Annotated in this window: 21 protein-coding genes, 1 pseudogene and 2 riboswitches; of the genes and pseudogenes, 5 read left to right on the top strand and 17 right to left on the bottom strand. The window is 41.9% G+C overall.

Annotated features, from left to right (window positions below):
- The 17 genes and pseudogenes from DSBG_RS18675 to modA (DSBG_RS18755) all read right to left on the bottom strand — a co-directional run.
- Positions 1 to 352, bottom strand: a pseudogene (locus tag DSBG_RS18675) (ABC transporter substrate-binding protein); the annotation flags it as partial.
- 83 nt (positions 353 to 435) lie between these two features.
- Positions 436 to 1,473, bottom strand: coding sequence for a biotin synthase BioB (locus tag DSBG_RS18680; protein ID WP_083236969.1), 1,038 nt, complete (start codon positions 1,471 to 1,473; stop codon positions 436 to 438).
- 198 nt (positions 1,474 to 1,671) lie between these two features.
- Positions 1,672 to 2,325 (bottom strand): class I SAM-dependent methyltransferase, encoded by a 654-nt coding sequence (locus DSBG_RS18685; protein ID WP_282434233.1) that lies wholly within the window; start codon positions 2,323 to 2,325, stop codon positions 1,672 to 1,674.
- The gene (locus tag DSBG_RS18690) at positions 2,326 to 3,105 is read right to left on the bottom strand and encodes an ABC transporter ATP-binding protein (protein WP_068966087.1); all 780 of its coding nucleotides are present in this window, start codon (positions 3,103 to 3,105) and stop codon (positions 2,326 to 2,328) included.
- Positions 3,102 to 4,190, bottom strand: coding sequence for a FecCD family ABC transporter permease (locus DSBG_RS18695; RefSeq protein ID WP_068966089.1), 1,089 nt, complete (start codon positions 4,188 to 4,190; stop codon positions 3,102 to 3,104). Before DSBG_RS18695 ends, DSBG_RS18690 begins: the two co-directional genes overlap by 4 nt.
- A 130-nt stretch (positions 4,191 to 4,320) precedes the next feature.
- Positions 4,321 to 5,463, bottom strand: coding sequence for an ABC transporter substrate-binding protein (locus DSBG_RS18700; protein WP_068966091.1), 1,143 nt, complete (start codon positions 5,461 to 5,463; stop codon positions 4,321 to 4,323).
- Between the two features lie 98 nt (positions 5,464 to 5,561).
- On the bottom strand, positions 5,562 to 6,656 hold the full coding sequence (locus DSBG_RS18705) for an ABC transporter substrate-binding protein (RefSeq protein WP_068966093.1): 1,095 nt from the start codon (positions 6,654 to 6,656) through the stop codon (positions 5,562 to 5,564).
- A 98-nt stretch (positions 6,657 to 6,754) separates the two neighbouring features.
- On the bottom strand, positions 6,755 to 7,576 hold the full coding sequence (locus DSBG_RS18710) for an ABC transporter ATP-binding protein (protein ID WP_068966095.1): 822 nt from the start codon (positions 7,574 to 7,576) through the stop codon (positions 6,755 to 6,757).
- Positions 7,573 to 8,598 carry a FecCD family ABC transporter permease gene (locus tag DSBG_RS18715; RefSeq protein WP_176716321.1) on the bottom strand — a complete coding sequence of 342 codons (1,026 nt, stop codon included), beginning with the start codon at positions 8,596 to 8,598 and terminating at the stop codon, positions 7,573 to 7,575. The genes DSBG_RS18710 and DSBG_RS18715 overlap by 4 nt, the downstream gene beginning before the upstream one ends.
- Before the next feature lie 26 nt (positions 8,599 to 8,624).
- Positions 8,625 to 8,882, bottom strand: coding sequence for a hypothetical protein (locus tag DSBG_RS18720; protein WP_068966099.1), 258 nt, complete (start codon positions 8,880 to 8,882; stop codon positions 8,625 to 8,627).
- A 147-nt stretch (positions 8,883 to 9,029) separates the two neighbouring features.
- Positions 9,030 to 9,161: riboswitch (molybdenum cofactor riboswitch) on the bottom strand.
- A gap of 49 nt (positions 9,162 to 9,210) precedes the next feature.
- Positions 9,211 to 10,056 (bottom strand): ModD protein, encoded by an 846-nt coding sequence (modD, locus tag DSBG_RS18725; RefSeq protein WP_068966120.1) that lies wholly within the window; start codon positions 10,054 to 10,056, stop codon positions 9,211 to 9,213.
- A 50-nt stretch (positions 10,057 to 10,106) separates the two neighbouring features.
- Positions 10,107 to 10,961, bottom strand: coding sequence for a molybdate ABC transporter substrate-binding protein (gene modA, locus DSBG_RS18730; RefSeq protein ID WP_068966101.1), 855 nt, complete (start codon positions 10,959 to 10,961; stop codon positions 10,107 to 10,109).
- A gap of 41 nt (positions 10,962 to 11,002) precedes the next feature.
- Positions 11,003 to 12,064 carry a sulfate/molybdate ABC transporter ATP-binding protein gene (locus tag DSBG_RS18735; RefSeq protein WP_068966103.1) on the bottom strand — a complete coding sequence of 354 codons (1,062 nt, stop codon included), beginning with the start codon at positions 12,062 to 12,064 and terminating at the stop codon, positions 11,003 to 11,005.
- 1 nt (position 12,065) lies between these two features.
- Positions 12,066 to 12,755, bottom strand: coding sequence for a molybdate ABC transporter permease subunit (gene modB, locus DSBG_RS18740; RefSeq protein WP_068966105.1), 690 nt, complete (start codon positions 12,753 to 12,755; stop codon positions 12,066 to 12,068).
- 162 nt (positions 12,756 to 12,917) lie between these two features.
- Positions 12,918 to 13,047, bottom strand: a riboswitch (molybdenum cofactor riboswitch).
- 8 nt (positions 13,048 to 13,055) lie between these two features.
- Positions 13,056 to 13,730: an ATP-binding cassette domain-containing protein gene (locus DSBG_RS18745; protein ID WP_068966107.1), complete on the bottom strand. Its 675-nt coding sequence runs from the start codon at positions 13,728 to 13,730 to the stop codon at positions 13,056 to 13,058.
- Entirely contained in the window at positions 13,723 to 14,415 is a 693-nt protein-coding gene (gene modB, locus DSBG_RS18750) for a molybdate ABC transporter permease subunit (protein WP_009622608.1), read from the bottom strand. Before modB (DSBG_RS18750) ends, DSBG_RS18745 begins: the two co-directional genes overlap by 8 nt.
- Before the next feature lie 21 nt (positions 14,416 to 14,436).
- On the bottom strand, positions 14,437 to 15,240 hold the full coding sequence (gene modA, locus DSBG_RS18755; protein ID WP_068966109.1) for a molybdate ABC transporter substrate-binding protein: 804 nt from the start codon (positions 15,238 to 15,240) through the stop codon (positions 14,437 to 14,439).
- A 797-nt stretch (positions 15,241 to 16,037) separates the two neighbouring features.
- Here modA (DSBG_RS18755) and DSBG_RS18760 point away from each other — a divergent pair.
- The 5 genes from DSBG_RS18760 to DSBG_RS18780 all read left to right on the top strand — a co-directional run bounded on the left by DSBG_RS18760 (position 16,038) and on the right by DSBG_RS18780 (position 22,335).
- Positions 16,038 to 16,655 carry a hypothetical protein gene (locus tag DSBG_RS18760; RefSeq protein ID WP_068966111.1) on the top strand — a complete coding sequence of 206 codons (618 nt, stop codon included), beginning with the start codon at positions 16,038 to 16,040 and terminating at the stop codon, positions 16,653 to 16,655.
- A 165-nt stretch (positions 16,656 to 16,820) separates the two neighbouring features.
- The gene (locus DSBG_RS18765; RefSeq protein WP_242877750.1) at positions 16,821 to 18,302 is read left to right on the top strand and encodes a sensor histidine kinase; all 1,482 of its coding nucleotides are present in this window, start codon (positions 16,821 to 16,823) and stop codon (positions 18,300 to 18,302) included.
- Positions 18,277 to 19,620, top strand: a complete 1,344-nt coding sequence (locus tag DSBG_RS18770; RefSeq protein WP_068966115.1) for a sigma-54-dependent transcriptional regulator — start codon at positions 18,277 to 18,279, stop codon at positions 19,618 to 19,620. The genes DSBG_RS18765 and DSBG_RS18770 overlap by 26 nt, the downstream gene beginning before the upstream one ends.
- A gap of 416 nt (positions 19,621 to 20,036) precedes the next feature.
- Complete coding sequence (locus DSBG_RS18775; protein ID WP_068966117.1) at positions 20,037 to 20,675, top strand: hypothetical protein; 639 nt, start codon at positions 20,037 to 20,039, stop codon at positions 20,673 to 20,675.
- Positions 20,676 to 21,396: 721 nt separating this feature from the next.
- Positions 21,397 to 22,335 (top strand): helix-turn-helix transcriptional regulator, encoded by a 939-nt coding sequence (locus DSBG_RS18780; protein WP_068966119.1) that lies wholly within the window; start codon positions 21,397 to 21,399, stop codon positions 22,333 to 22,335.
- Positions 22,336 to 22,498 lie beyond the last annotated feature (163 nt).

Raw genomic sequence — 22,498 nt, forward strand, 5'->3', positions numbered from 1 at the left:
TGTTTAACTGAGTGTGGGCATTAGGAATTCCCGGGATGTTATTCAACCTTTTATAGATAACATTAGACCAGGGCCAGCCACTAATATGAAAATCCCCATCGGCCATAATCTTATCCTCAGCTCCGAGGACCACTATTTTTTCATAGGCAGGACCAAACACAGCAGCCACCCGATTTACTTCTGCCGGAACAGTAATAACTGATCCATCGAGGTTTGTGACTGTCCGCGGAACAATGGTATCTTGCACTGCAGAATGGGGAGCTGACGAAGTCGTCTGCTGTCCCCCGCACCCAATCAGACTTATACACATCAGTAAAGTCACTAGAATTATCGCGGTAATCCTTTTTAGCATCGTTTTTCCCCCTTTATGTTCAATAAGTTTAAAAAGAGATTTCACTCTGATCTTGTTCCTGCTTAAGACTTTTCATCGGTCCTTTAGGATATAATTTTAATTCCCAACGCTTGATAGCGCTTCTGCATAGTCTCCATCGTATTGCGAAATTCCATATTATCCTGATATAAGAACCCATCTGCAACCGAGCCTTTTTTGTAGTTAGGGGTACGATTAATATGAATCCCCGATGCTTTGTTGCCGCTGCCCGCCATCAAGGGAGTAGGATAATCCGTGGCATTCCATCCTGCAGCCGCACCAATATCAATATTCGGAAGCACTAGCCGCATGATAGCAATCACTCGTGCCGCTTCTTGAGCCGAACAGGCTGGATGGTCCTCCATTGCTATCCCTTTGAACTGTGTGAATTTTGTCACGTAAACATAATGGAGATGTTCATATTGCTTGACGTGAAACATGAAGTCCACATAGTCCTGATATTTAGTTTCTTCCGGGCCCAAACCCGCCATTACCCCTGTGCCTAATTTCAGCCCAGCATCCCCGATTCTTTGGGCAAACTGTTTTTTGGCTTCTAGGTTATCCCCCGATTTAGTCCTTTGGAAAACTTCCGGATTGACAGTCTCAAAAACAGAACTGACCCGATACACCCCCAAGCCCTTCAACTCTTTGAGAGTTTCCAGGGACATGGCTGCTCCACAGTTAACTTCGATTGCTAACTCAGTATAACCAGCAGCACGAATAGCCTGTACAATCCCTAAAACATCATGCCCTTCACTACCCAGCGTTGTCCCGCCACTCAGATGGAATTTCTTAATCCCATGCTGCTGGATGTATGCTACTCCTTTGAGAATTTCCTCAATACTAAGCGGTATTTGACCCTTTTCCCGCCAATACGGACAATATCTGCAGAGAGGCTGTAGATTACATTTGAGCACTCTGGCAATTCCAGCACTCCATTCAAAGGTGTTTCCTTTTACTTTTTCCCGGACCGTTCTTGCAGTAAGAAACAATTGTTCTGCTTTAGCTTCATCTTCAGTCTCCCGAAACAAGAACAGGGCTTCATCACGCTCAATCGCCCTGTTCAGGCTCTTCTCCAGGATTTTCTCAAATTGATTATTCATGATTTTACCTCCGTAATCTGTTCTGATTTAATTTGATATAACAACAACCACCGCCATAAAAAACCCCTGGTATCTGCAGAAGCCGTTTGTTGTCATTCTTCGCAATCGAATTTAGACTGAGGCCTTCGATCAGAATTTGCCTGTCCTGTGCTTGTCCACAGTTGTCCAAAGCGAACCACCACCTTTCCACAAGCAAGACTAGGCTGTTTTTTTCATCATGATCCAGATACCCCGGTCATCGTTGATAATTTTCGCGGGAATCCTAAGTTCCTTTAAAAAATCCGCGTAGTCTTCAACCCCAAATCCATTACTGGCATCGATTACACACTGAGGCCACTCTGGATGAAGAACCTTCATCTGGGCGGTGATTTTCGCTTTCAGTTCGGCACTTCCGAAGCCTTTGCCGATAAACGTCATGCCGTTCGGAGCCAGCACCCGGTAAATTTCCGCAAAGGCCTGCTTCATTTCGTCTCTGCTTCCCCAAAAACCTATTGAGCCTCGACTTGTGATCAGATCAAAACTGTTATCCGGCAGGTTTATTTCGCGCACATCGCTAACGATGGTGGAAGTTCTGCCCTCAAGCTCCCACTCTTTGATCCTATTTTTGGCAATTATTATGGCATCTTCTTTGACGTCCATTAGAGTAATACGCATATCGCTTGCCTTGGCAACGCTAAGTCCGAGGTGCCCTCCACCGCAACCAACATCCAAGCAAACTCCGTTTTTCCGTCCCAATACTCCGAGCGCCTCCTGAGCGATAACCTCGTAGATGGGAAAGAAGATTTCATTGGCGATTTTGTCAAAGTCCTCTCTGCTGTTCATAATTACCTCCTTCTGCCTCGCCTCTGGAATTTAATTAGCTAGCGGAACACAACTTCTAATATCAACCCCCTGATCGTCGACGACTTTTGCTATTTTGACATTGATTCCATAGGTGTCCCTCATATTTGTTTCAGTTATGAGCTCATTCGTCGTTCCGACCTCAAAGCCATTTTTATTGAGCAAAGCCACTTTTGAGGAGCAAAGAAAGGCGTGATTGGGAAAATGAGAAGTCATCACAACTCCGATTCCCTCATCCGACAACTTTTTGATTTGCAACAAAACCCGCACCTGATTGCCATAATCAAGGTTAGAGGTTGGTTCGTCCAGAATAAGCAATTGAGGCTTTTGTGTCATTGCGCGGGCGATAAGCACCATTTGTCTTTCCCCGCCACTTATCTCGGTATAGGTCATATTTTTCAAAAAGGAAATACTCAACGTTTCCAAGGATTCTTCGGCGATCTTAATGTCGTCCTTAGAGGGAGATGAGAATAAACCCAGATGGGCCATTCTCCCCATTAAAATGACATCCAGAACCGTATAGGGAAAAGGCGGTGTATGAGCCTGGGGGACATAACCGATTGCCTTAGCAAGACGCGGCTTTGACCATTTTCTGATGTTTTCCCCATTAAGAGTTATTTCACCGCCCCTAACATCTATAAAGCCCAAGATAGATTTGAATAGGGTCGTTTTCCCTACTCCATTGGGACCCAACAGGCAAAAGAGTTCCCCGGTCGTGACCTTAAAGGAAATATTCTGAAGAACCGTCCTTTTCGAATAACCGAACGAAGCGTCTTTGATTTCCAAGATCATGTCCACGAATTCCTCCCCTTAGCTAACAAATAGACAAAAAACGGAGCTCCGATAATAGCCGTCAAAATACTCAGGGGGATCTCAACTGCGAAAAAAGTGCGGGAAATATCATCAATCAACAGCAAATAGGCTCCGCCCAGCAGAACCGAAGCCGGCAGCATAAACTTCAAATTCGGTCCAACAAGCATCCTGGCCAGGTGAGGGATAACAAGACCAACCCACCCAATCATCCCTCCCGTCGCCACGGAAGAGGCTGTAAGCAGTGTTGCACAAATTATGTAAATAAAGCGTATTTTCTTCGTATCGACACCAAGAGCCTGCGCCTCTTCCTCTCCGAAAGCGAGGGCATTGAGCTTATACCTAAGCAGCAGAGTCGGTATGATGCCGATAGCAAACGGAACCAACATCAACATGACGTCTTTGGCTGTTATCGAAGCAAGCCCGCCCATCAGCCAATAGGCAATTTCCGGAAGCTTGTTGTTCGGATCAGCTGTATATTTAGCAAGCGAAATAAAAGCAGAGAACAGACTGCTGACTACCATGCCGGTCAAGACCAGAATAAGGACGGAATTGTTGAACTTTCCGATCATCCGACTAACCAGGTAAGTCAACATAACCGCAATGATTCCGCATGAAAAGGCCGCCAATTGAATAGTTAGGGCACTACCTGACATTAGAATTGCCATCGCTGCGCCAAAGCCAGCACCAGCGGAAGCTCCAAGAATATCGGGCGAGACCATAGGATTGCGGAAAAGCCCCTGATACGCAGCGCCCGATGCCGAAAGGGCAGCACCAATAATCAGGGCTACAATAATCCTCGGGATGCGAATATTGAACAACACGGTCTCAGTCGTATCCGACCATGTAGCTGGAAGCCCGAATATCTTTCGAAAAAAAACTGTAAGAAGCTCTGGCAAAGGAACCGCAAAACGACCAACAGTAAAAGACCAAAGAAATACGATGATTAGAACGATGAACAAAATTACAAGTACCAGTCCGCTCTTTCTTACTTTGACCTTCGAAAGAACATCAACTGCTATATCACTATTCTTTATTCTCTTATCGCTCGCAGTACCGAGAGACATCCGTCACCCTCCTTAACCAATTGAACTACAGTTTTTATAGAAATATGTTCCAATGCCACCCAAAACACGTAAGACAGGGAGATGAGGGGGCAATTCATGAATTGCCCGCCCCTACCATAGTTTTTTGTATCTAGACTGAACGTTGGAGTAGCTCGATAACCTGCTCATCGGTTAATTTCTGATTAAAAAAGAGAGAAAAGAATTCTTTTGTTTCCTGTTTCATGTCCACTTTCACATAGTCTGGGTATAGCTCGCTTCCTAGCCACTCGATTCCGAGAGCCCGCATGATGTTGGGGGGACGATCGTACCAGCCGAAAGGAAGTAAAGGTGTCAAATATACTTTCTTGTTCTTGATGGCATTGACCTTGCCCCAAGAGGTATCCTTCAAGATGGCGTCATAGGCCTTTACGCCGCCTGAGTTAGAACTGATCAAAACAACATCCGGGTTCCAGGAAAGCACCTGCTCCATGGAAACGTTCGTCATGCCCTGCCCACCCTTTGCTTGGACATTGGCCACGTTTTTACCTTTGACAAAATCCAAAACTTCGGTATGGTCGGACCCCGACGGATCAGTCGAAAGGCCACTGGGTCCTTCAGCGTAGTAGACACTCACCAGCTTGTCCTGCGGAATTTTGGCAACTACATCGCTAATTCCCTTCATTTTCTTCTCACAGTATGAAGCAAGCGTCTCTGCCCGCTCCTGAACCCCTAAAATATCGCCCATAAGCCTGTAAACCTTGGCAGTATCAGCAAAAGCGGACTCCATAACAATGACCGGTCTCTTGGTCTGATTCGTGATGCTGTCAGCGATTTGCTCTGGATTGTTGTTAACCCCAGTTGTCGTCATGAAAACGATGAGATCCGGAGCTAATTTGGCAGTTTCCTCAAGATTGGCGGTGCTTTTTTCACCCATCCAGCCACCTAGCACCGGGAGATTTTTGGCGCGATCGCTCAAGTACTTTTTCACATCGTCGGAAGGTGCATTGACCCACGCCGCCAACTTTTCAGGGGCCAGCGAATAGACCATCGGCTCAGCAGTTGGCACAGCACAATACACGGTATTGATTTTCGCTGGAATTTCAACCTTCCGTCCCGCCATGTCTGTTATAACCCGAGTAGTTGCCTGGGATGAATTATTGGTCACAGCTGAGGTTGTTGGAGTGGTACTGGCTGCCTGACTTCCGCAACCAGTCAACAGCAAAATTGTCATCCACAGGCACAGTAAAATTGCCACGCCTTTGGAGACTGCCCTCTTGGAAAAGATTCCTGACATTTCTGATTCCTCCTCATTTTCGTCTCATTGCTTCTATATCAAACTAGAACACTGTATCTACCACTAAATTAAGCTTAGGAATTGGATTAAGATTAGGATTAGGGTTTTTGTGCCGCCTCCGCATTCATAAATGACTTAATTTGTTGATCCGTTAAAGTACAATGATAAAATGTCTGGAAGAATTCTTTAGTCTCTTGGGTCAAGTTAATATTGGCGAAGGTATCCGGCTGAAGTGTCTTGGCAAGCCACATAAACCCAAGGATGGATTCCGGCGAAGGACGATCCCACCAGAAGGCACCGATTGGACATTGATACATCTGATTGTTCACAACCGCGTTCAAATTACTCATTTGCGGATTATTTCTTAGATCATCAGCCTTGATAAAGGAATTTTTAGTCGGGCCAATATTGCTGCTCATAATCATAACATCGGGATTCCATTTCAACAGTTGCTCAACTGAAATAAGGCTTGCATTGTCTACCTTTTGAGCAACGTTAATTCCCCCAGCTATAGTGATAAATTCTTGTCCCCAAGCAGAGCCGTCAGTTTTCAGAGGAGTACCGAGCATATAGTACACTTTCTTTAATTTCTCTGCTGGAATTTTGGCTACATCATCCTTGATTAGTTTCAATCGTCTTTCCCAAAAATCAGAAAGAGCTGCTGCTTCTTTTTCCTTATGTAATACATCCCCCATCATCTTAAACTCTTTAGTCAGACCATCTATAGTTGCTCTGCCTGTTAGGACTGAGACAACAGGTATTCCGGCCTCCTCCAATTTTTTGTTGCCCGTTGGAGAAGTAACGCTGGCTACAACAAGATCCGGCTTTAATTTTATAATCTCTTCAACATTGATATTGTCAAAAGAGCCGACATCCGGGATGTTCTTAAACTGAGGGGCCATTTCCATCAACTGGGGGAAGTTCTCCTGTGCTGGCTGACCAATTATTTTGTCCGCCGCACCAAGAACAACTATCTCGTTGGTGGCCCCCCCGTAGCAGGTAACAACAATTTTATTGACTTCAACCGGAATTTTAACGGTTTTATTGACCATATCCACAATAGTTCTTTCTACCGGCGGTGTGGTAGATGTGCTGGGTGTGCTATTGGTTGCCTTGCTGCCACAGCCACCTAGGACTAGAAGAGATAACATTATCACACACAAGGTAATGCAGGATTTTACCGATTTCATCATACTCTTGCCTCCCCTATCTTTTATTTATGCGCTAATTGGTACGCGCTACCCTCCTTTGACCAATAGGCAACTTGACTACATTGTAAGTTCTCGGCACATCACTTTAGCCCCCAATTTCTGGTGCTCTGCAAAGGCACACACATCCTCACTTCACTATCGTCATCGTTATCGTCATCGGATTGAACACCCGTGTTAATGATTCTAACGTTGACACCGTAGAGCTCTCTTAATTTATCTTCAGTAATAATGTCATTAGCTTTTCCCAAGCCAAACAGACCCCCGTGGCTTAAGAGCATTACCTTTGTGGCATAGAAAAAGGCATGGTCAGGAACGTGTGAAGCCATAATGATTGTCAACCCTTGGTGCGCTAACTGCTTGACCTGACTTAAAACTTTTAATTGATTGCCAAAATCCAGGGCCGAGGTTGGCTCGTCCATAACCAAGATTTGGGGTTCTTGTGCTAAAGCACGCGCGATAAGAACGAGTTGCTTCTCCCCGCCACTAAGTTCTGTGAAAATACGATTGGCTAGACAGGAAATATCTAAGGTATCGATGGCTCGTTCCGCTATTTTTTTGTCTTCTTGGGAAGGGGATGCAAAATTTCCCAAATGAGCAGTACGTCCCATCAAAATCATATCCATGACGCTAAAGGGGAACGACGTATTGTGAGCTTGAGGTATATACCCAATCACTTGGGCCATCTTAGATCGTGACCAATGAATTGAGTTTTCCCCATTAAATAATATTTTGCCTTCGAGAGGCTTGATCAGGCCAAGAATCGTTTTAAACAGTGTCGTTTTACCAGTCCCATTGGGTCCCAAAACGCATAAAACCTCTCCCGCGGCCAACGCAAACGAAATTCCCTTGAGGACAGCCTTATTGTTATAGCCGCATTGAATGTCTTTAAGTTCAAACCTCATACCAAACCCTTCTTTCCACGCAAGAGGATAGCAAAAAAGAACGGAGCACCGATAATGGACGTGAGTATTCCCAAGGGAATCTCAGCAGAAGTCAGACATCTGGCCAAGTCGTCCACCAGCAACATATAGACGCTCCCTATCGCAATGGATACTGGTAAAAGGACCTTATAATTCGGGCCAACTAGCATGCGGGCTAAATGAGGTACAATGAGTCCAACCCAGCCAATAAGCCCGCTGATCGATACTGCCCCAGCCGTGAGCAGCGAAGAGCAGATAATTACCGCAAGTCTTAGCCTTCCTGTTTCCAACCCCAACGTCTTGCCTTCTTCTTCCTCTAGGGACAAGACGTTGAGACGCCAGCGCAGTAAATAAAGCGGTACTCCTCCCAATAACATAATCACGAAAGAAGACATCACATTCTTTGGCGAGACTGTTGCCAAACTACCCATCAACCAGAAGGTTATGGCCGGCAACTTGTCATACGGATCAGCCATGTATTTTAGAAGAGACGTAAAGGATGAACACAACGTGCCTACTAAAATTCCAGTGAGTACTAAAGCTAAGGTCGGATCACGTTTTATTTTATTGCTGAGAAAATACACGGCAACAACTGCCAAAAGGCTAACAACAAAGGCCGCTACCTGAATACCCACCACGTTTAATGAGAAAAATATTGCCAACGCCGCTCCCAAGCCTGCTCCTGAAGATGCACCTAGAATATCCGGCGATACCAAAGGGTTTTTGAACATACCTTGATAAGCCGCCCCGGCTATCGACAAGGCAGCCCCCACTATCATTGCTGCTATAATTCTAGGCAATCTTACTTGAAAGATAACTGTATTGATCACACCTTCAGGACCATGTATAAACGGAAAAATTTTTCCCAGTAAAGCCGCTAACAAATCCGGTATTGCTATAGGATATCGCCCTAACGGGAATGAAAGTATAAACGCTAAAATAGGCAATAAGACTACAACACAATATACCTTGCGTAGATTCCCTTCCGTTCTCGATTCAGCCAATGTATCTACACTCTCCTCTTCAAGCTCTATTGTTTAGTAGGCTGAATTTGAACCAGTAAAGTTTTCGCTTCTTCGTCTGATGGATTATAATGGACCAGTATGTGCGTCGGACCAACTTTGACTGGAACATCGACCTTTTCATACAAAATATTGTCAAAGGTTGTGAGACAGTCAAACTTGATGACTCCGATTTTGTAGCTTTCCTGTTTTAAATATTCTATGGCTTTCAATATAATTGAAGTTCTGCCGGAAGAAGGCGGCCCGGAAACCGCAACCAGTTTCATATCTTATCCCCCTTGTTAGTCATGGATTTGACTCCAATTCCTTACTGCTTATGTATTTCAAAGCATCTCCGGCGATTACTATGCTTTGCCCTGTCCGGCATAAAAAATAGCTCCACCCATAGAAAGTGGAGCATGCCAAACAAAGCCTAGCAGGCCTAGCCACCTCCTTTTCAATAGTGAAGGCATATCCGTTTCCGGGTACACCCTGAGGGTTTAAAGCCCTGGCCGGTAACCATAGATTTCTCATTAGGTTATTACGGCTCGGAGATAGGATTTATATAATTTTTCAAGTGTTAAGCAGTTGTCATTTCCTTCTACGAATCATGAGTTAAAGTTTTTCCATCGTCACCCCAATGTCAGAAGGTTTGCCAAAATACATCGAAGTTGTCACGATGGCATCAATGCCTGAACGAGCGTATTCTTCAATATTACCTTCATTGACGCCACCCGCTCCAAGTAACGTAATCTGGGGGTTAATCCCTCTAATTTGATCAACAATGCCCTTTAGCTCCAAGGCTGGGATTTTATCAAATTGCAATCCGTCAACTCCTGCTTCAGATAAAAGACGGGCATCTTCCAAGGTTTCGACTTCAACAATTATCTTTTTCTCACAGGCATTAGCTTTTATTTCTTTAATTACTCTGGCGAGATCGTTGATATCGCCCAGAAAAGCTACGTGCTGCTTAAATGTTAAGATTGTTTCAGACAAACCCAGTCGGTGAGGAAAAGCACCTCCAGCAAGTATTGCCCCTATGGAAAGCTCTTTAGTTCCCGGAAATGATTTTCGAGTAGCTAAAACAGCAACATGGGGATTCCCGATTTTAGCCTTATCCACCATCCTTTTTGTTCTTGTCGCAATACCTGAGGAGTATTCGAGGATATTCATTGACACTTTCCAAGCCATATGGAGGCTTGACGCTAACCCCTCAGCCTCAATAAATACATCGCCTTTATTAACAACAGAACCCGATGGTAAGAATCGGAGCGGCGTAATTCCTAGCTTAGTAAAAATCCTTAAAACTTCCTCAACCCCAGATAAAACTGTAAATTCCCTGGCCTTAAAACTGATCTTTCCCTTCATTCCACCTATACCAAGGGTCAGGGTTGTCAAATCAAGATACGGAACATCTTCTTTGATCCAGCGATCAATTGTTTCGTCACTGATGTATTGCAGAGTCTCCACCTACCTTCATTTCTTTGGTTTTTCAGTTTTGAATTATTGTTTTACTTCCCCTTTATGAAACCATTCTTTTCAAAAATCTTCATAGCCTCATCACTCTGCAAATATTGCAAGAACTTCGAAGCGACATCACTGTTTTTAGAGGCCGTTACCACCGCTGCTGGTAAGACAACCGGTTTATGCGAATTTGCGGGCGCCGTAGCTACGATTTTAACTTTATTCGATGTGACCGCAATTGTATCCCAGACAAAACCTGCTTCGGCATTGCCTGTCTCAACATAAGCCATGACTTGCATTAAATCCTTGCCCATAACAAGCTTGGGTCGTAGAGTATCCCAAAGTTTAAGTGTCTCTAAAGTTTCTTTAGCTGTCTTAGCTGCCGGAACCGATTCCGCCTCACCAATTCCGATTTTTTTAACTTCAGGTTTAGTTAAATCTTCAAAGCCTTTAAGCGTCGTGTTGTCTTTAGCGACAATTAAGACAAGTTCATCTCCTAACAGATTTATCCTAGAATCCTTCTTAATCAGCCCCTTTTGCTCTAAAGCATCCATTTGTGGCTTACCTTGAGAAATAAAAATATCAGCGGCAGCACCTTGCTCGATCTGATTTTGGAGGGAACCTGAGGGTCCATAATTAAAAACCAATTTTACTCCAGCCTCTTTAGCCGCATACAACCCTTTAATCTCTTCAAACGAACCTTTTAAACTCGGAGCAGTGGAAATCAAAAGTTCTACTGGTTTAGTCTGAGCAGCAGCTTTAGTATCTTCCGTCTTTGAAGGTTCTGTTACTGCACTTGAACATCCTGATATGAATAATACAAGTAATAATAGCGAACAAGCAATTAAACCAAAGATTGTTTGTGTTTTATTGGTCTTCAGGATTCTATTGAATTGTTTCATGTTTTATCTTCATCCTCCTTATTTTGACCACTGAATATAAATCAAACAACGATTAACTCCTCAGGGTTAACTCTCAGTTTCCAAGGTTGTGACTTATTCTTTAATTCGGACCACATTTGTTTGGTTATTTCCCATTGGATCTGATGGTTACCCTTTCCCCTGGTCTCGGTTTCTAGGTCAAGATAGACTGTCATCCGAGACGGAGTCTCGCTGGCAGTATTAAGCCAACATTGAAATACGTTGCCTTCTTTTTTCTTTGAAGCCTCTTCAATCGTGTGGGCCCGAATACCCACCCACTCAATTTGTTGGGGTAATTCGCTTCCAGTTTTTAAGTTTATTCCCCAATCCAAGGCCTGTAATTCAAATGGTGATATGTATTTTGCACGAGAAAAATTTTTACACCCTGTCAATTGCGCTGCTACAAGTGAAGGCGGAGATCTGAATACTTCCACTGTCCCCCCTTGTGCTTCGATTTTCCCCAGTGCCAGGACAACCAGTTTATTGCAAATGCTATAGACTTCATTCATGTTATGAGTTACAAACAGAGTAACCCCTTGATAGTTTGCTAATGTCTCGCTCAATTGTTTAACCATATGGCTTCTAAGATAGTCATCCAGGGCAGAAAATGGTTCATCCAGAAGCAGTGCCTCTGGCTCAATGGCCAAAGCTCTAGCCAGAGCAACTCGCTGCTGTTGTCCTCCGGAAAGCTGGTTGGGATATCTCTTTTCCAAACCTTCCAGCTTAATCATTTTCACTTGTTCCTTGATTATGGCTAACCGATCCACTCGCTTTTTGTCGCCTATTCCGAAACCAATATTTTCTTCAACAGTCATATTCGGAAAAAGGGCGTAATTTTGAAATAAATAACCCAGTTTTCTCTTCTGGCAGGGGAGATTTATGCCTTTCTGAGAGTCAAACAAAGTTCGGCCATTGAGAACAATCCTACCCTGATCAGGTTTATCAATTCCTGCAATACAGCGCAAGGTCATGCTTTTCCCTGAACCAGAAGCTCCCAGTAGCCCTAAGGTATTCTTACCTGTCTCAAACTTAACATCGAGCTTAAACCCCGGAAGTTTTTTTTGGATATCAACCAATAATGTCATATTATCTCCTGCCATTTGCAGTAATCATCTTGCTTTGGTAATCAGTCCAATAATTCATTAACGTCATAACAATCAGGGAAATCACAAAGATGAGCATTACCCATATCAAAGCCTTTCTCATTTCTCCACCTTCAGCAGCAAAGAATATTGCAGCAGGTATGGTCAGGGTTTTCCCCGGAATATTACCACCGATCATCAGCGTAGCACCAAAATCGCCCAGAGCCCTGGCAAAGGCTAAGACAGTACCAGCTGCAACCCCCGGCCAGGAAAGCGGAATCGTTATCTTCCAGAATATTTTCCATTCGGAAACTCCCAGCGTACGTGCAGCATTAATAATATTTTGATCAATTTGTTCAAAAGCACTTCTTACTGTTCGATACATTAAAGGGAAGGCGACCACTGAAGCTGCAATGACGGTCGCTGGCCAAGAGAATATAACTGTCATTCCAATTGACATCAGGAGTTTTCCAAGGGGTCCATTCTTCCCAAATATTAAAAGAAGTAAAAAACCAACAACTGTTGGCGGCAAAACCAGCGGCAAGGTAAGGACACCGTCAATCAATCCTTTGAACTTCCCCCTATAGCCCGAAACAAAACACGCCGCCGCAATCCCCAGAAAAAAAGTCACCGTGGTTGCTAGAGTTACTGCTCTTAAGGATATTAGTAATGGGGAAAAGTCCAGTCCCCTCAAGTCACTATAAACACTATAACCCCCTTACCAGCGTCATCAACAAGACCTAATAATTTGTCCGGATATTCACCAATTTTCATGATAGTTTGTGCCCCAAAGGGGCATGGGTGTTTGATAAAAAATAACAACTCCCATAAAGGGAGCTGTAAATAAACTGGCGTCCCAGTCTAACGTGCTACTCCTTTTCAATGTGAAGGCATACCCGTTTCCGGTAATACCCTGAGGACTATAGGTCCTATCCAGCGACCATGGATTTGCTCTTTAGGTCATCTGGCTCGGAGATTTCAATATTCAATTGTTTCACTGAGCTTTAACGAGTTTCTTGACCCCTTTGATCTCCTCTTGTTTACCTCGATCCAGCTTAATTATCTGATTACCAAGCATTTCTGCTTCCTGAACATCATGCGTCACTAAAATGAAAGGAATTTTCCATTGGGCTTGAAGTTTGAGCAACTCTTGTTGGAGTGTACCCCGCGTGTCCTGATCGAGGGCTGAAAGAGGTTCATCAAGCAATAATAGTTCAGGTTCCGTCATTAAGGCCCGAGCAAGCGCAACTCTTTGTTTTTCCCCCCCCGAAATCTGACTGGGATAACGATTTCGGAGATGACTGATCTTTAGCATCTCTAAAACATTGGTCACGGTGAGAGCTTTGTTGGGGATATTCCCCTTTTTAGGCTTACCATACATCACATTTTTCTCAACTGTCATGTGCGGAAAGAGAGCATAATCCTGAAAAACATACCCTATACGCCGATTTCTGATAGGAATATCTATGCCATGATCAGAAGAGAAGACCGCCTTGTCATGGATATTTATCTCCCCCCACGAAGGGGTCTGAAGGCCTGCTACACACTGCAAGATCGTCGTCTTGCCAGCGCCTGAAGGACCCACAAGGGCAAGAATGCCATTACTCAAAGAGATATCTACTTCAAGATCAAAGGTGGGTAACTCTTTTTTAAAATGAGCGTTAAGCATTATTCCCACCTCCTCTCGAATCGCGTTTTGATCCCTTTCCCCATCGATTCAGTCCATAAATCACTAGAAAACTAAAGACAGTCATGATAATAACCAATATACTTGCTTGCCTTGTATCACCGGATTCATTGGCAAAGTATATAGCTAGAGGCATTGTTTGAGTTTTGCCAGGAATATTTCCAGCGATCATTAACGTTGCTCCAAATTCTCCCAGAGACCGCGCGAAAGCCAAAACTAAACCAGCAACAATACCATTCCAAGCTAAAGGAAGCGTTATGGTGAAGAACACCTTTAATTCTCCGGCTCCCAATGTACGTGCAGCTTTCTCAAGATTTTGATCAACACTCTCCATCGCAACTTTTACGGATTGATACATCAAAGGTAACGATACGACCGCTGCCGCTATTACTGCTCCTTCTAAGGTAAAAACTATTCTTGTATGGAACCATTGTTCAAGCAGCTTACCTAAAGGACCGTTCTTTCCGAAAAACACGAGCAACATAAAACCAATCACCGAAGGGGGAAGTACCAAAGGCAAAGTAATAATTGACTCGACAACATCTTTGCCCAAGAACTCCCGCTTGGCCATCAGGCCAGCTATGGGAATCGAAGAACAGGCTACAATAATAACCGATGCGAAGGCAACTTTCAGCGATAAAATAATAGGAATGAAGCTAAATTCCATAGGACTCTCCCGAATACTAGTTTATTTTGCTAATGTCTTGAATCCGTATTTTGTAAAGACTTGTTGGGCATCTGAACTCTGTAAGTACTTCAAGAAATCTACTGTAACTTGTTTGTTTTTAGTAGCTGAAATAATAGCTGCAGGGTAGACAATAGGCTTGTGGGTGCTGTCTGGAACAATTGTAACAACCTTAACTTTAGTCGAACCTTGAGCATCGGATTGGTATACAAATCCTGCGTCAGCATTTCCTGTTTCTACATAATTCAGAACGGAGGTCACATCTTTAGCCATCACTAACTTAGGTTGTATTGAATCCCAGAGTTTGAGATTATTCAAGGCTTCTTGGGCATATTTCCCGGCAGGTACTGACTCGGGAGTACCTATACTGATCTTTTCAACTCCTGCTTTAGTCAGATCTTCAATGGATGTAACCTTGCTGTTATCTTTCCCAGTAACAAGAACTAAATCGTTTCCCAGTAAATCGACTCGGCTATCTTTAACCAACAAATTCTTTTTCTCTAAGGCATCTACCTGTGACTTTCCCGCAGAAATAAAAAGGTCTACCGGGGCACCCTGTTCAATTTGTTGTTGGAGTGTCCCTGAAGCACCAAAATTAATGGTAAGCTTCACTTCCGGTTTCTTCTGAGTATAATCTTTTTGGATTTCAGTCAATGAATCCTTCAAACTAGCTGCAGCCGATATCATGATTTCAGTGGGTTTAGCCTGTGTCTCGTTTGTGGATGGTTGGGCAGTATCCCCTGCACTACAGCCGACCAAAGAAAGTATTAATAGAAAACTAACTACTAGACACGAGATTCTTTTCACTTATACTCCTCCTTATGAATCATGTTAAAATATGTATGTGCATTGAGTTAGTCCATGTTAGGTTTATCTAAATGGATCTAAGATTATCACCTTATAAAACTAACATAAACCAACTAAACACAACTACAGCTTTATTATACAATGAATTATTATAGATTAGCAATACAATTGAATATGAATACAGGATTCCTTCCTAAGTGAGCCCTATCCATGACCACTAAAGTCAATAATCTTAAAAGAAAAGAAGTGCCGTATGAGCCTGAGGCACAACGGTCTTCAATATAATATACAACGCAATTATCCATAAATTATATCGATTATGAGCATACCGATCTACTATAGACACAGTGGCGACACAATGCTAATCTTTATCTTGTGATCATTAAAATATTCGATTGGAAAGGAAGTGGAGAGAGTACAGATGAGAATGTCGTTTCATGTTTGTCACCGCGTTTGTCACTCTTTTTGTTAATAAGAAAGCAGCCTCTAAAGGCCGCTAAAAAGGTATTTCATCGACACTATATCCCGAAATTGGCGAAAGCGCGGCTTATCACAAAGTATTGAATATGCAATTAATCTGCCCCAAAAAGGTAGATATTTTAATAATCACTGCAAGGAATCGATACTTTAGCACGGCAATAACCTTTGAGAGAAACCTGATAATATTAGTTGCAAAACTCAGAGCAAGAGCTGTTCAAACTGTGGAATTCGGGATAACAAAGAAATTAGCGTCTTGTGCGCTCCAAACTTTAGTAGATTGTTCGCACTAACTTTAATCCTTGAAAGGTGGGATTCTTTTGTTCCGCTCAACACTTAATAACTATATACCTTCAGATAAGACAATTAAGAGGGATTCGGGAGACAAATCTTATCCAATTTGGCTAATAGTCAATCCCAAGCATCCTGCTGTACGTCACAACATTTGGACACCTGCTTTAGCTGAGATACAGGATAAAGTGTATCGGGAAATTCATACGAGAATCGATACTACCAATATTTATATAAGGAACGCTATTTGCGATAGCACAATCGTTCCTAACACATTAAATTGGTGGGGGGCAGAAGTTGGTAGAGAGATAGAAACGTTCAGAGAAATTGCTCTTGAGCATGAGCCAAAAATTCTAATTTCCTTTGGCGCATTTCCATTTGAATTTTTAAGGCGTGCCTACGAAATCCTACCCGAAAAAGGGCCTAAGTATTGGAGTACTTCTAACTTAGGAGATGAATTCGGGAGATCAATTGAGAACTTTGATATAAACAAAACCAATCGGATTCCCTTACTACGCAAAGTAATTTCTAGTGGTAAATTCATAGAAGATCACGGTTATTTTGGTCAGCATTACTTTCATTATGTTGGCACAAAGATCGCCGAAAAGATTGTTGAGAACAAGGATCATCTTAAGATTTGGATTTAAGTAAAGAAGCGTAAAAGACCTACCTTCATCCTGGATATATGCATTATTCACTTTCAGACTACACCATTATATGGGAGGTAGGTTTTTCTGAAGAATAAAAAAATATTTTTGTCTTTAGAAGGTAACAGTCTGACCAATCAAATAGTGATTATCGTTGCCGCAATCATGCTTGTACCTTTAGTAGCATTGATGTATGACATCTTTTTCGCTTCACGGACAGATCAAGTTGTATTCTTAGACAAAGAACAGAGACTGGAGGCCTTGGTCAAAAGTACTAATAATGAATTTACAAGAAATCTGGAATCTATATGGACTGGGACAGGAGATGTCCCAACAACCATACTTCATAACGAGTTTAACCGGGTCATAGAACCACAGGTACCAGCGAATTTAGGCATTCGCTTCGGTTTATATGTACCCCACACAGAGAAGATTATGGTACTAGGTTTCTTGCATAACTATCGTAACCTCTCTCCGGCAGAAGAAGCTCAGCGGGAGAAAGAAATCTTTGCTACTACTAAACAAGGCCTAATCGCAACCGAGCTGAGTAATGAACCATTGTTTCGAATTTCTGGTTCTTGGAATGATCAGGTCGTTGAGTATATTTCTCCTGTTGTACTAAAAGGGAAAGTTGTGGCAGTAATGTGGGTAGGGGAGCGTCTCGACCCCTTCTTCTACCAGAACAATTTCTTTCGGAAACTGCTGCGATATTTCACCCTTAGTGTACTAGCCTTAGTTATGATTGGTACCCTTATAATTATTAGAAATCTAACCACTGGCGTCGACCGCTTAAAGCAGGGATTGCATAACATGGAGTTGGATATACATCACTTATTGCCTGAAATGTCGGGTGAACTGGGTCAAGTGGCCCGAGCAGTTAATCGGATGGCCGTAAGTTTAACGGAAAAGGAACGGTTAGAGGATCAACTGAGACAATCGGAACACCTCATTGCACTTGGCCGTTTAGCAACAGGTGTTGCACATGAATTGCGCAACCCAATTGGAATTATTAAAACTTTAGTAGAACTAATGAAGCAGGAATACGCTCAAGTAAGCGGCATCGAAGAATTTACAAGAGCCATAGATGAGCAAGTGGACCGTCAGGATATGGAAATTCAAGAACTGCTGGACTTTGGCCGTCCTAACAAAGTTTCTATTAAGGAGTGTTCTGTCAATGATTTAATCATGGGAGTCCTCTCTTTTTCAGCGGCAATGTTGCGAAAGCAGAAGGTAAAAGTTGTATTGCAGCTTGATAATAAACTTTCTAAGATTCTAGCAGATACTGAAAAGCTAAAAAAGGTATTTGTTAACATAATTGTTAATGCTGCCGAAGCAATGCCTTCTGGAGGACAGCTAGAAATAATAACCAAAGAAACTGGCGATATGGTCGTTATCAGTTTTTCTGATACTGGAGGGGGCATCCCAGCCGAGGAGCAGTCTAGGTTGTTTGATCCCTTCTATACAACCAAAAAAACAGGTACGGGTCTGGGACTCTCGATATCCTATCAAAGTATTAAATTGCATGGTGGAATGATTGAGGTGAGTAGCAACCTTAACCAAGGATCAACGTTTATTATTAATCTTCCTGTAAAACCACAATTATGCGACAGGAGTGATCTTCTTGACACCAAGAATTCTGGTAATTGATGATGAGGAAAGAATGTGCTGGGCCCTTGAACGGGCACTAAGTCATGAAGGCTATCATGTGGTTACCACCACGAGAGGTTTACAGGGTATTGAGTTGGCCCATGAGACTGAACCCTCGATGGTAATATTGGATTTGAAGATGCCTGATATTGATGGTATTGAGGTGTTAAAAGAACTAAAAAAATTAAATTCCAGTATTCCTGTAATTATGATTACGGCCCATGGGACGATTGATACTGCAATTGAAGCTATGAAAATTGGGGCCTCTGATTATATCATCAAACCTTTTAAGCTTGAAGAGATAAAGGTACAGGTTAAACAGGCTTTACACCTGTTTAATTTAGAAAACCAAGTAAATTTTTTATGTCAGGAATTAGGTAAAAAGTATGGAAAGTTCATTGGTCAGAGCGATGCCATGAAAGAGGTTGCCCTCCTGATTCGACAGGTTGCGAAAACTGGCACAACTGTTCTGATAACAGGTGAAAGTGGAACCGGTAAGGAAGTAGCTGCTATGGAAATACATAAAGCCAGCAACAGAGCTGACAAGCCTTTCGTAGCTGTAAACTGTGCGGCTCTTCCGGAACAACTGTTAGAGAGCGAGCTATTTGGTCATGAGAAGGGTGCTTTCACTGGGGCAACCAGTAAAAAGAAAGGCCGCTTTGAAATCGCAGACCATGGTACGATTTTGCTGGATGAATGCGGAGAAATGCCAATCAGTATGCAGGTAAAGTTACTTCGAGTACTGCAGGAAAGGTGCTTTGAAAGAGTAGGCGGAACTGAAACGATCCATGTAGATGTGAGGGTTATTACCACCACTAATATAGATCTGGCCACTGCTATATCTAACGGAACCTTTAGAAAGGACCTTTATTATCGCTTAAATGTCGTGCATATCAACATGCCGCCACTTAGATCACGGAAAGAAGATATTCCCCTGTTAGTTAATCATTTTCTTCTAAAATTTGATCCAACGCATAGTAAAAAGATCTCTTTAGAAGCAATGAAAATTCTAACTTGCTACAACTGGCCTGGTAACATAAGAGAGCTTCAGAACGTGATCGAAAGAGCGCTTATTGTTTGTCAGAGCCCCGAAATTCAGCCAGGACATTTTCCTAAAGAGTTAATGAATAGTTTAGAGGAACTCATTGCGCCTGGAATAAACCTCACAGAAGGTTTTACTCTGGGAAAGTTGGAGAAGCATCTTATTATCAAGGCATTAGAAAAGCATAATAATAATCAGACTAAAGTGGCCAAGTATCTCGGAATTACCCGTCCGACTCTACTTTATCGACTACAAAAATATGGCATCAAATTATAGCTCTGTCACATTTGCACGTTTTCCTTGGGGACTTGCTATCAAAATATTATTACTCACTCTATATTAAATAAAAAGCATCCTCTAACATATGATCTAAAATCTAAAAAGTGAATTATATGATACATATGATTGAAAGAAGATACAATTATAGAAATGCTTAAATACTCTATTAAAATAGAGCATGAAGACGATAGATCGCCTTAATCAGGTTATCATGTTTTACAAGAGGTGTAGCAAATGCTACACCTCTTGTAATTTTTCATTGATTAATGCTTGAAACTAGCGGATCTTAGAGATGGCATACTTCTTGCTATTTAAATTGTTGTTAGACAAAGGAGGAGGGTCATTTAAAAGTTGTGTCTAATGCTTTACATGAGATTAATTAGTGAACTATAAACACTAAAGGTGGGATTGATATGTCTAATTTAGCACTTGATAAATATTCAATTTCAACTGATAGCATAGAGAAAGAATCCGGAGATAAATCCTATCCTATTTGGCTCTTAGTAAATCCTAATCATTTCGCCATGTTTCAGGTTATTTGGGCTCCAATATTAGATGCAATTCAGGACAAGGTTTATCGTAAACTTCGCACAAGAATTGAAACTGAAAATATCTTTATAAAAAGCACTGTTAGTGATATTGGCATAGCTCCTAAAACCTCAAATTGTCTGGCAGCAGAAGTAACCAAAGAGATTGAATTGCTACGGGAAATTGTTCTCGAACATCAGCCTAAAATTCTAATTACATTTGGTGCTATTACATATGAGCTTGTAAGGCGTGTATTCGAGATAAGATCTCAAGAAGGTCCTATGTATTGGAATTCTACTAACTTAGAACATGAATTTGAACGATCAATTGCGAACTTTGATATAAACCAAACTAATATAATTCCAATTCCCTTACTTCGACAAGTTATGAAAAGTGGTCGGGTAATTGAAGACCGCAATTATTCAAGTTGGGAAGACAGTGAAATCTACTTTCGTTACGTTGGAACTAAGATTGCTGACAGGATCATAGAAAACAAGGATAGTTTCAAAATATGCATGAATTAATAAGCAATAATCGCTAATAGTTGTATTCCAGTACTTAATACTTTTGTATGAGGTGATGTTTAATGGCATTTAAGGTTAATTGCGAAAGGTGTGGAACTCTCTTTAGCAAAGGAGAAATTCACAATTATAGAGGCAACAATCTTTGCGAGGATTGCTATATTCTTTATTACATGTTTAGTCAGAAAGTCTCTGATGGTTTTTCGCCCGATGTAATTCAAATTCGTCGCAGGATTCCGAGCGTTACAGTCCTTCAATTATTGACTAAAAGGTAAATTTATAAGCTAAGAAGTAATGAACTATCAATCTGAAGCATCCTGCTGTTCGTCACAACTTAGAGATGAATTTAAAAAATAAATTGAAACCTTTTGATATGATTAGAACTAATAGTTCCCTTACTTCGCAGATTGGTTTCCAGTGATAAGTTCATGGAAGGTCATAATTATCTAGAAAAATTTTTTTCATTACACGTCGGAACAAAGCTAGCGGAAAAGATTATTGATAACAAGGATATTTTTGATATCTGGATTTGAATAAATACACACGATTACTTCAAGGGCCGAACAAATTTGTCCGGCCCTTGAAGTGGTTAATTTTCTTTGCGTCTATAGAATGAAAGAAAACCGATCTATAACTTGATTTTGCGATATGCTATAATAGGTTTAAAGTAGGGATAAAATAATAAACTCTAGAATTAAAATATCAGGGAGACGGGTGAACTAGTATGTCCGAAGATGTTTCTTACACTCCTGAAGAAGTGGCTAAGATCCTTAACATCTCCAAGTATACAGTTTATGAACTTATTAAGCGTGATGAGCTGGCAGCCTACCGCATTGGCCGTAAGGTACGTGTAGACGGTGCCGATATTGAGGCCTTTAAGCGTAATACAAAAAATGTAACTCCTTCAGCTGCTTTAGTGTTACCACCCGTATCCCCTAGTTCTTATTCTCCGTTGGACGGGGGCTTAATTATCTGTGGACAGGATATGACTTTAGATATCTTAACTCGCCATCTGGAAAGAAAATTTCCTCATGTCCGCTTCCTTAGGCAAAATATTGGCAGTATTGACGGACTTATGGCTTTATACAGAGGTATGGCTAACGTTGTTACTGCTCATTTATGGGATAGTGACACCAACGAATATAACACTCCCTATGTCCGAAGAATGTTGCCTGGGCACAGGGCATTATTAATAAATATGGTTTATCGAACGGAAGGGTTTTATGTAGCCAAAGGCAATCCAAAGAAAATCTTCACATGGACCGATCTTGCTCGCCCAGACCTGCAATTCGTCAACCGTGAACGCGGTTCAGGTGCGAGGGTTTTATTGGACGAACATTTACGAATTCAAGGAATTGCTCACCAAACCATTAATGGTTATAGCAACGAAGAAATGAGTCATATTGCTGTTGCCAGCAAAATTGCCAGAGGTGAGGCGGACGTAGGACTTGGAATTGAAAAAGCTGCACAGCAAGTTAATAATGTTGACTTTGTTCCTTTACAAATAGAGCGTTATGATATAGTTGTGCGTAAGGAAGATATTGATAAACCGTATTTTCAGGCTTTATTGTCCATCTTAAAATCGGCAGCTTTTAGAAATGAGGTATTGGGTATTGGCAGCTATGATGTGACCAGCATGGGGGAAATCATGGCAGAGGTGTAATTCATTCATTTATATGTAGATTATTATATCTATAAACACACTTTTTAAATAAAACATATAAAAGAGGTATTCAGCATTTAATTTACTGAAATACCTCTTTTTAGTTCTAAGCTTGAATTGCTCTGAGAAGTAATATAAGATATTAGTTTCCTTCTCTCACTCT

It is taken from the genome of Desulfosporosinus cupriresistens (assembly GCF_001707885.1).
Lineage (GTDB): Bacteria > Bacillota > Desulfitobacteriia > Desulfitobacteriales > Desulfitobacteriaceae > Desulfosporosinus.

Excerpts from the sequence above, each read along its gene's own strand:
- DSBG_RS18680 (WP_083236969.1), bottom strand. The coding sequence starts at position 1,473 with ATGAATAATCAATTTGAGAAAATCCTGGAGAAGAGCCTGAACAGGGCG.
- DSBG_RS18690 (WP_068966087.1), bottom strand. The coding sequence starts at position 3,105 with ATGATCTTGGAAATCAAAGACGCTTCGTTCGGTTATTCGAAAAGGACG.
- DSBG_RS18695 (WP_068966089.1), bottom strand. The coding sequence starts at position 4,190 with ATGTCTCTCGGTACTGCGAGCGATAAGAGAATAAAGAATAGTGATATA.
- DSBG_RS18700 (WP_068966091.1), bottom strand. The coding sequence starts at position 5,463 with ATGTCAGGAATCTTTTCCAAGAGGGCAGTCTCCAAAGGCGTGGCAATT.
- DSBG_RS18705 (WP_068966093.1), bottom strand. The coding sequence starts at position 6,656 with ATGATGAAATCGGTAAAATCCTGCATTACCTTGTGTGTGATAATGTTA.
- DSBG_RS18710 (WP_068966095.1), bottom strand. The coding sequence starts at position 7,576 with ATGAGGTTTGAACTTAAAGACATTCAATGCGGCTATAACAATAAGGCT.
- DSBG_RS18720 (WP_068966099.1), bottom strand. The coding sequence starts at position 8,882 with ATGAAACTGGTTGCGGTTTCCGGGCCGCCTTCTTCCGGCAGAACTTCA.
- modA (WP_068966101.1), bottom strand. The coding sequence starts at position 10,961 with ATGAAACAATTCAATAGAATCCTGAAGACCAATAAAACACAAACAATC.
- DSBG_RS18735 (WP_068966103.1), bottom strand. The coding sequence starts at position 12,064 with ATGACATTATTGGTTGATATCCAAAAAAAACTTCCGGGGTTTAAGCTC.
- DSBG_RS18745 (WP_068966107.1), bottom strand. The coding sequence starts at position 13,730 with ATGCTTAACGCTCATTTTAAAAAAGAGTTACCCACCTTTGATCTTGAA.
- modB (WP_009622608.1), bottom strand. The coding sequence starts at position 14,415 with ATGGAATTTAGCTTCATTCCTATTATTTTATCGCTGAAAGTTGCCTTC.
- DSBG_RS18765 (WP_242877750.1), top strand. The coding sequence starts at position 16,821 with ATGCTTGTACCTTTAGTAGCATTGATGTATGACATCTTTTTCGCTTCA.
- DSBG_RS18775 (WP_068966117.1), top strand. The coding sequence starts at position 20,037 with ATGTCTAATTTAGCACTTGATAAATATTCAATTTCAACTGATAGCATA.
- DSBG_RS18780 (WP_068966119.1), top strand. The coding sequence starts at position 21,397 with ATGTCCGAAGATGTTTCTTACACTCCTGAAGAAGTGGCTAAGATCCTT.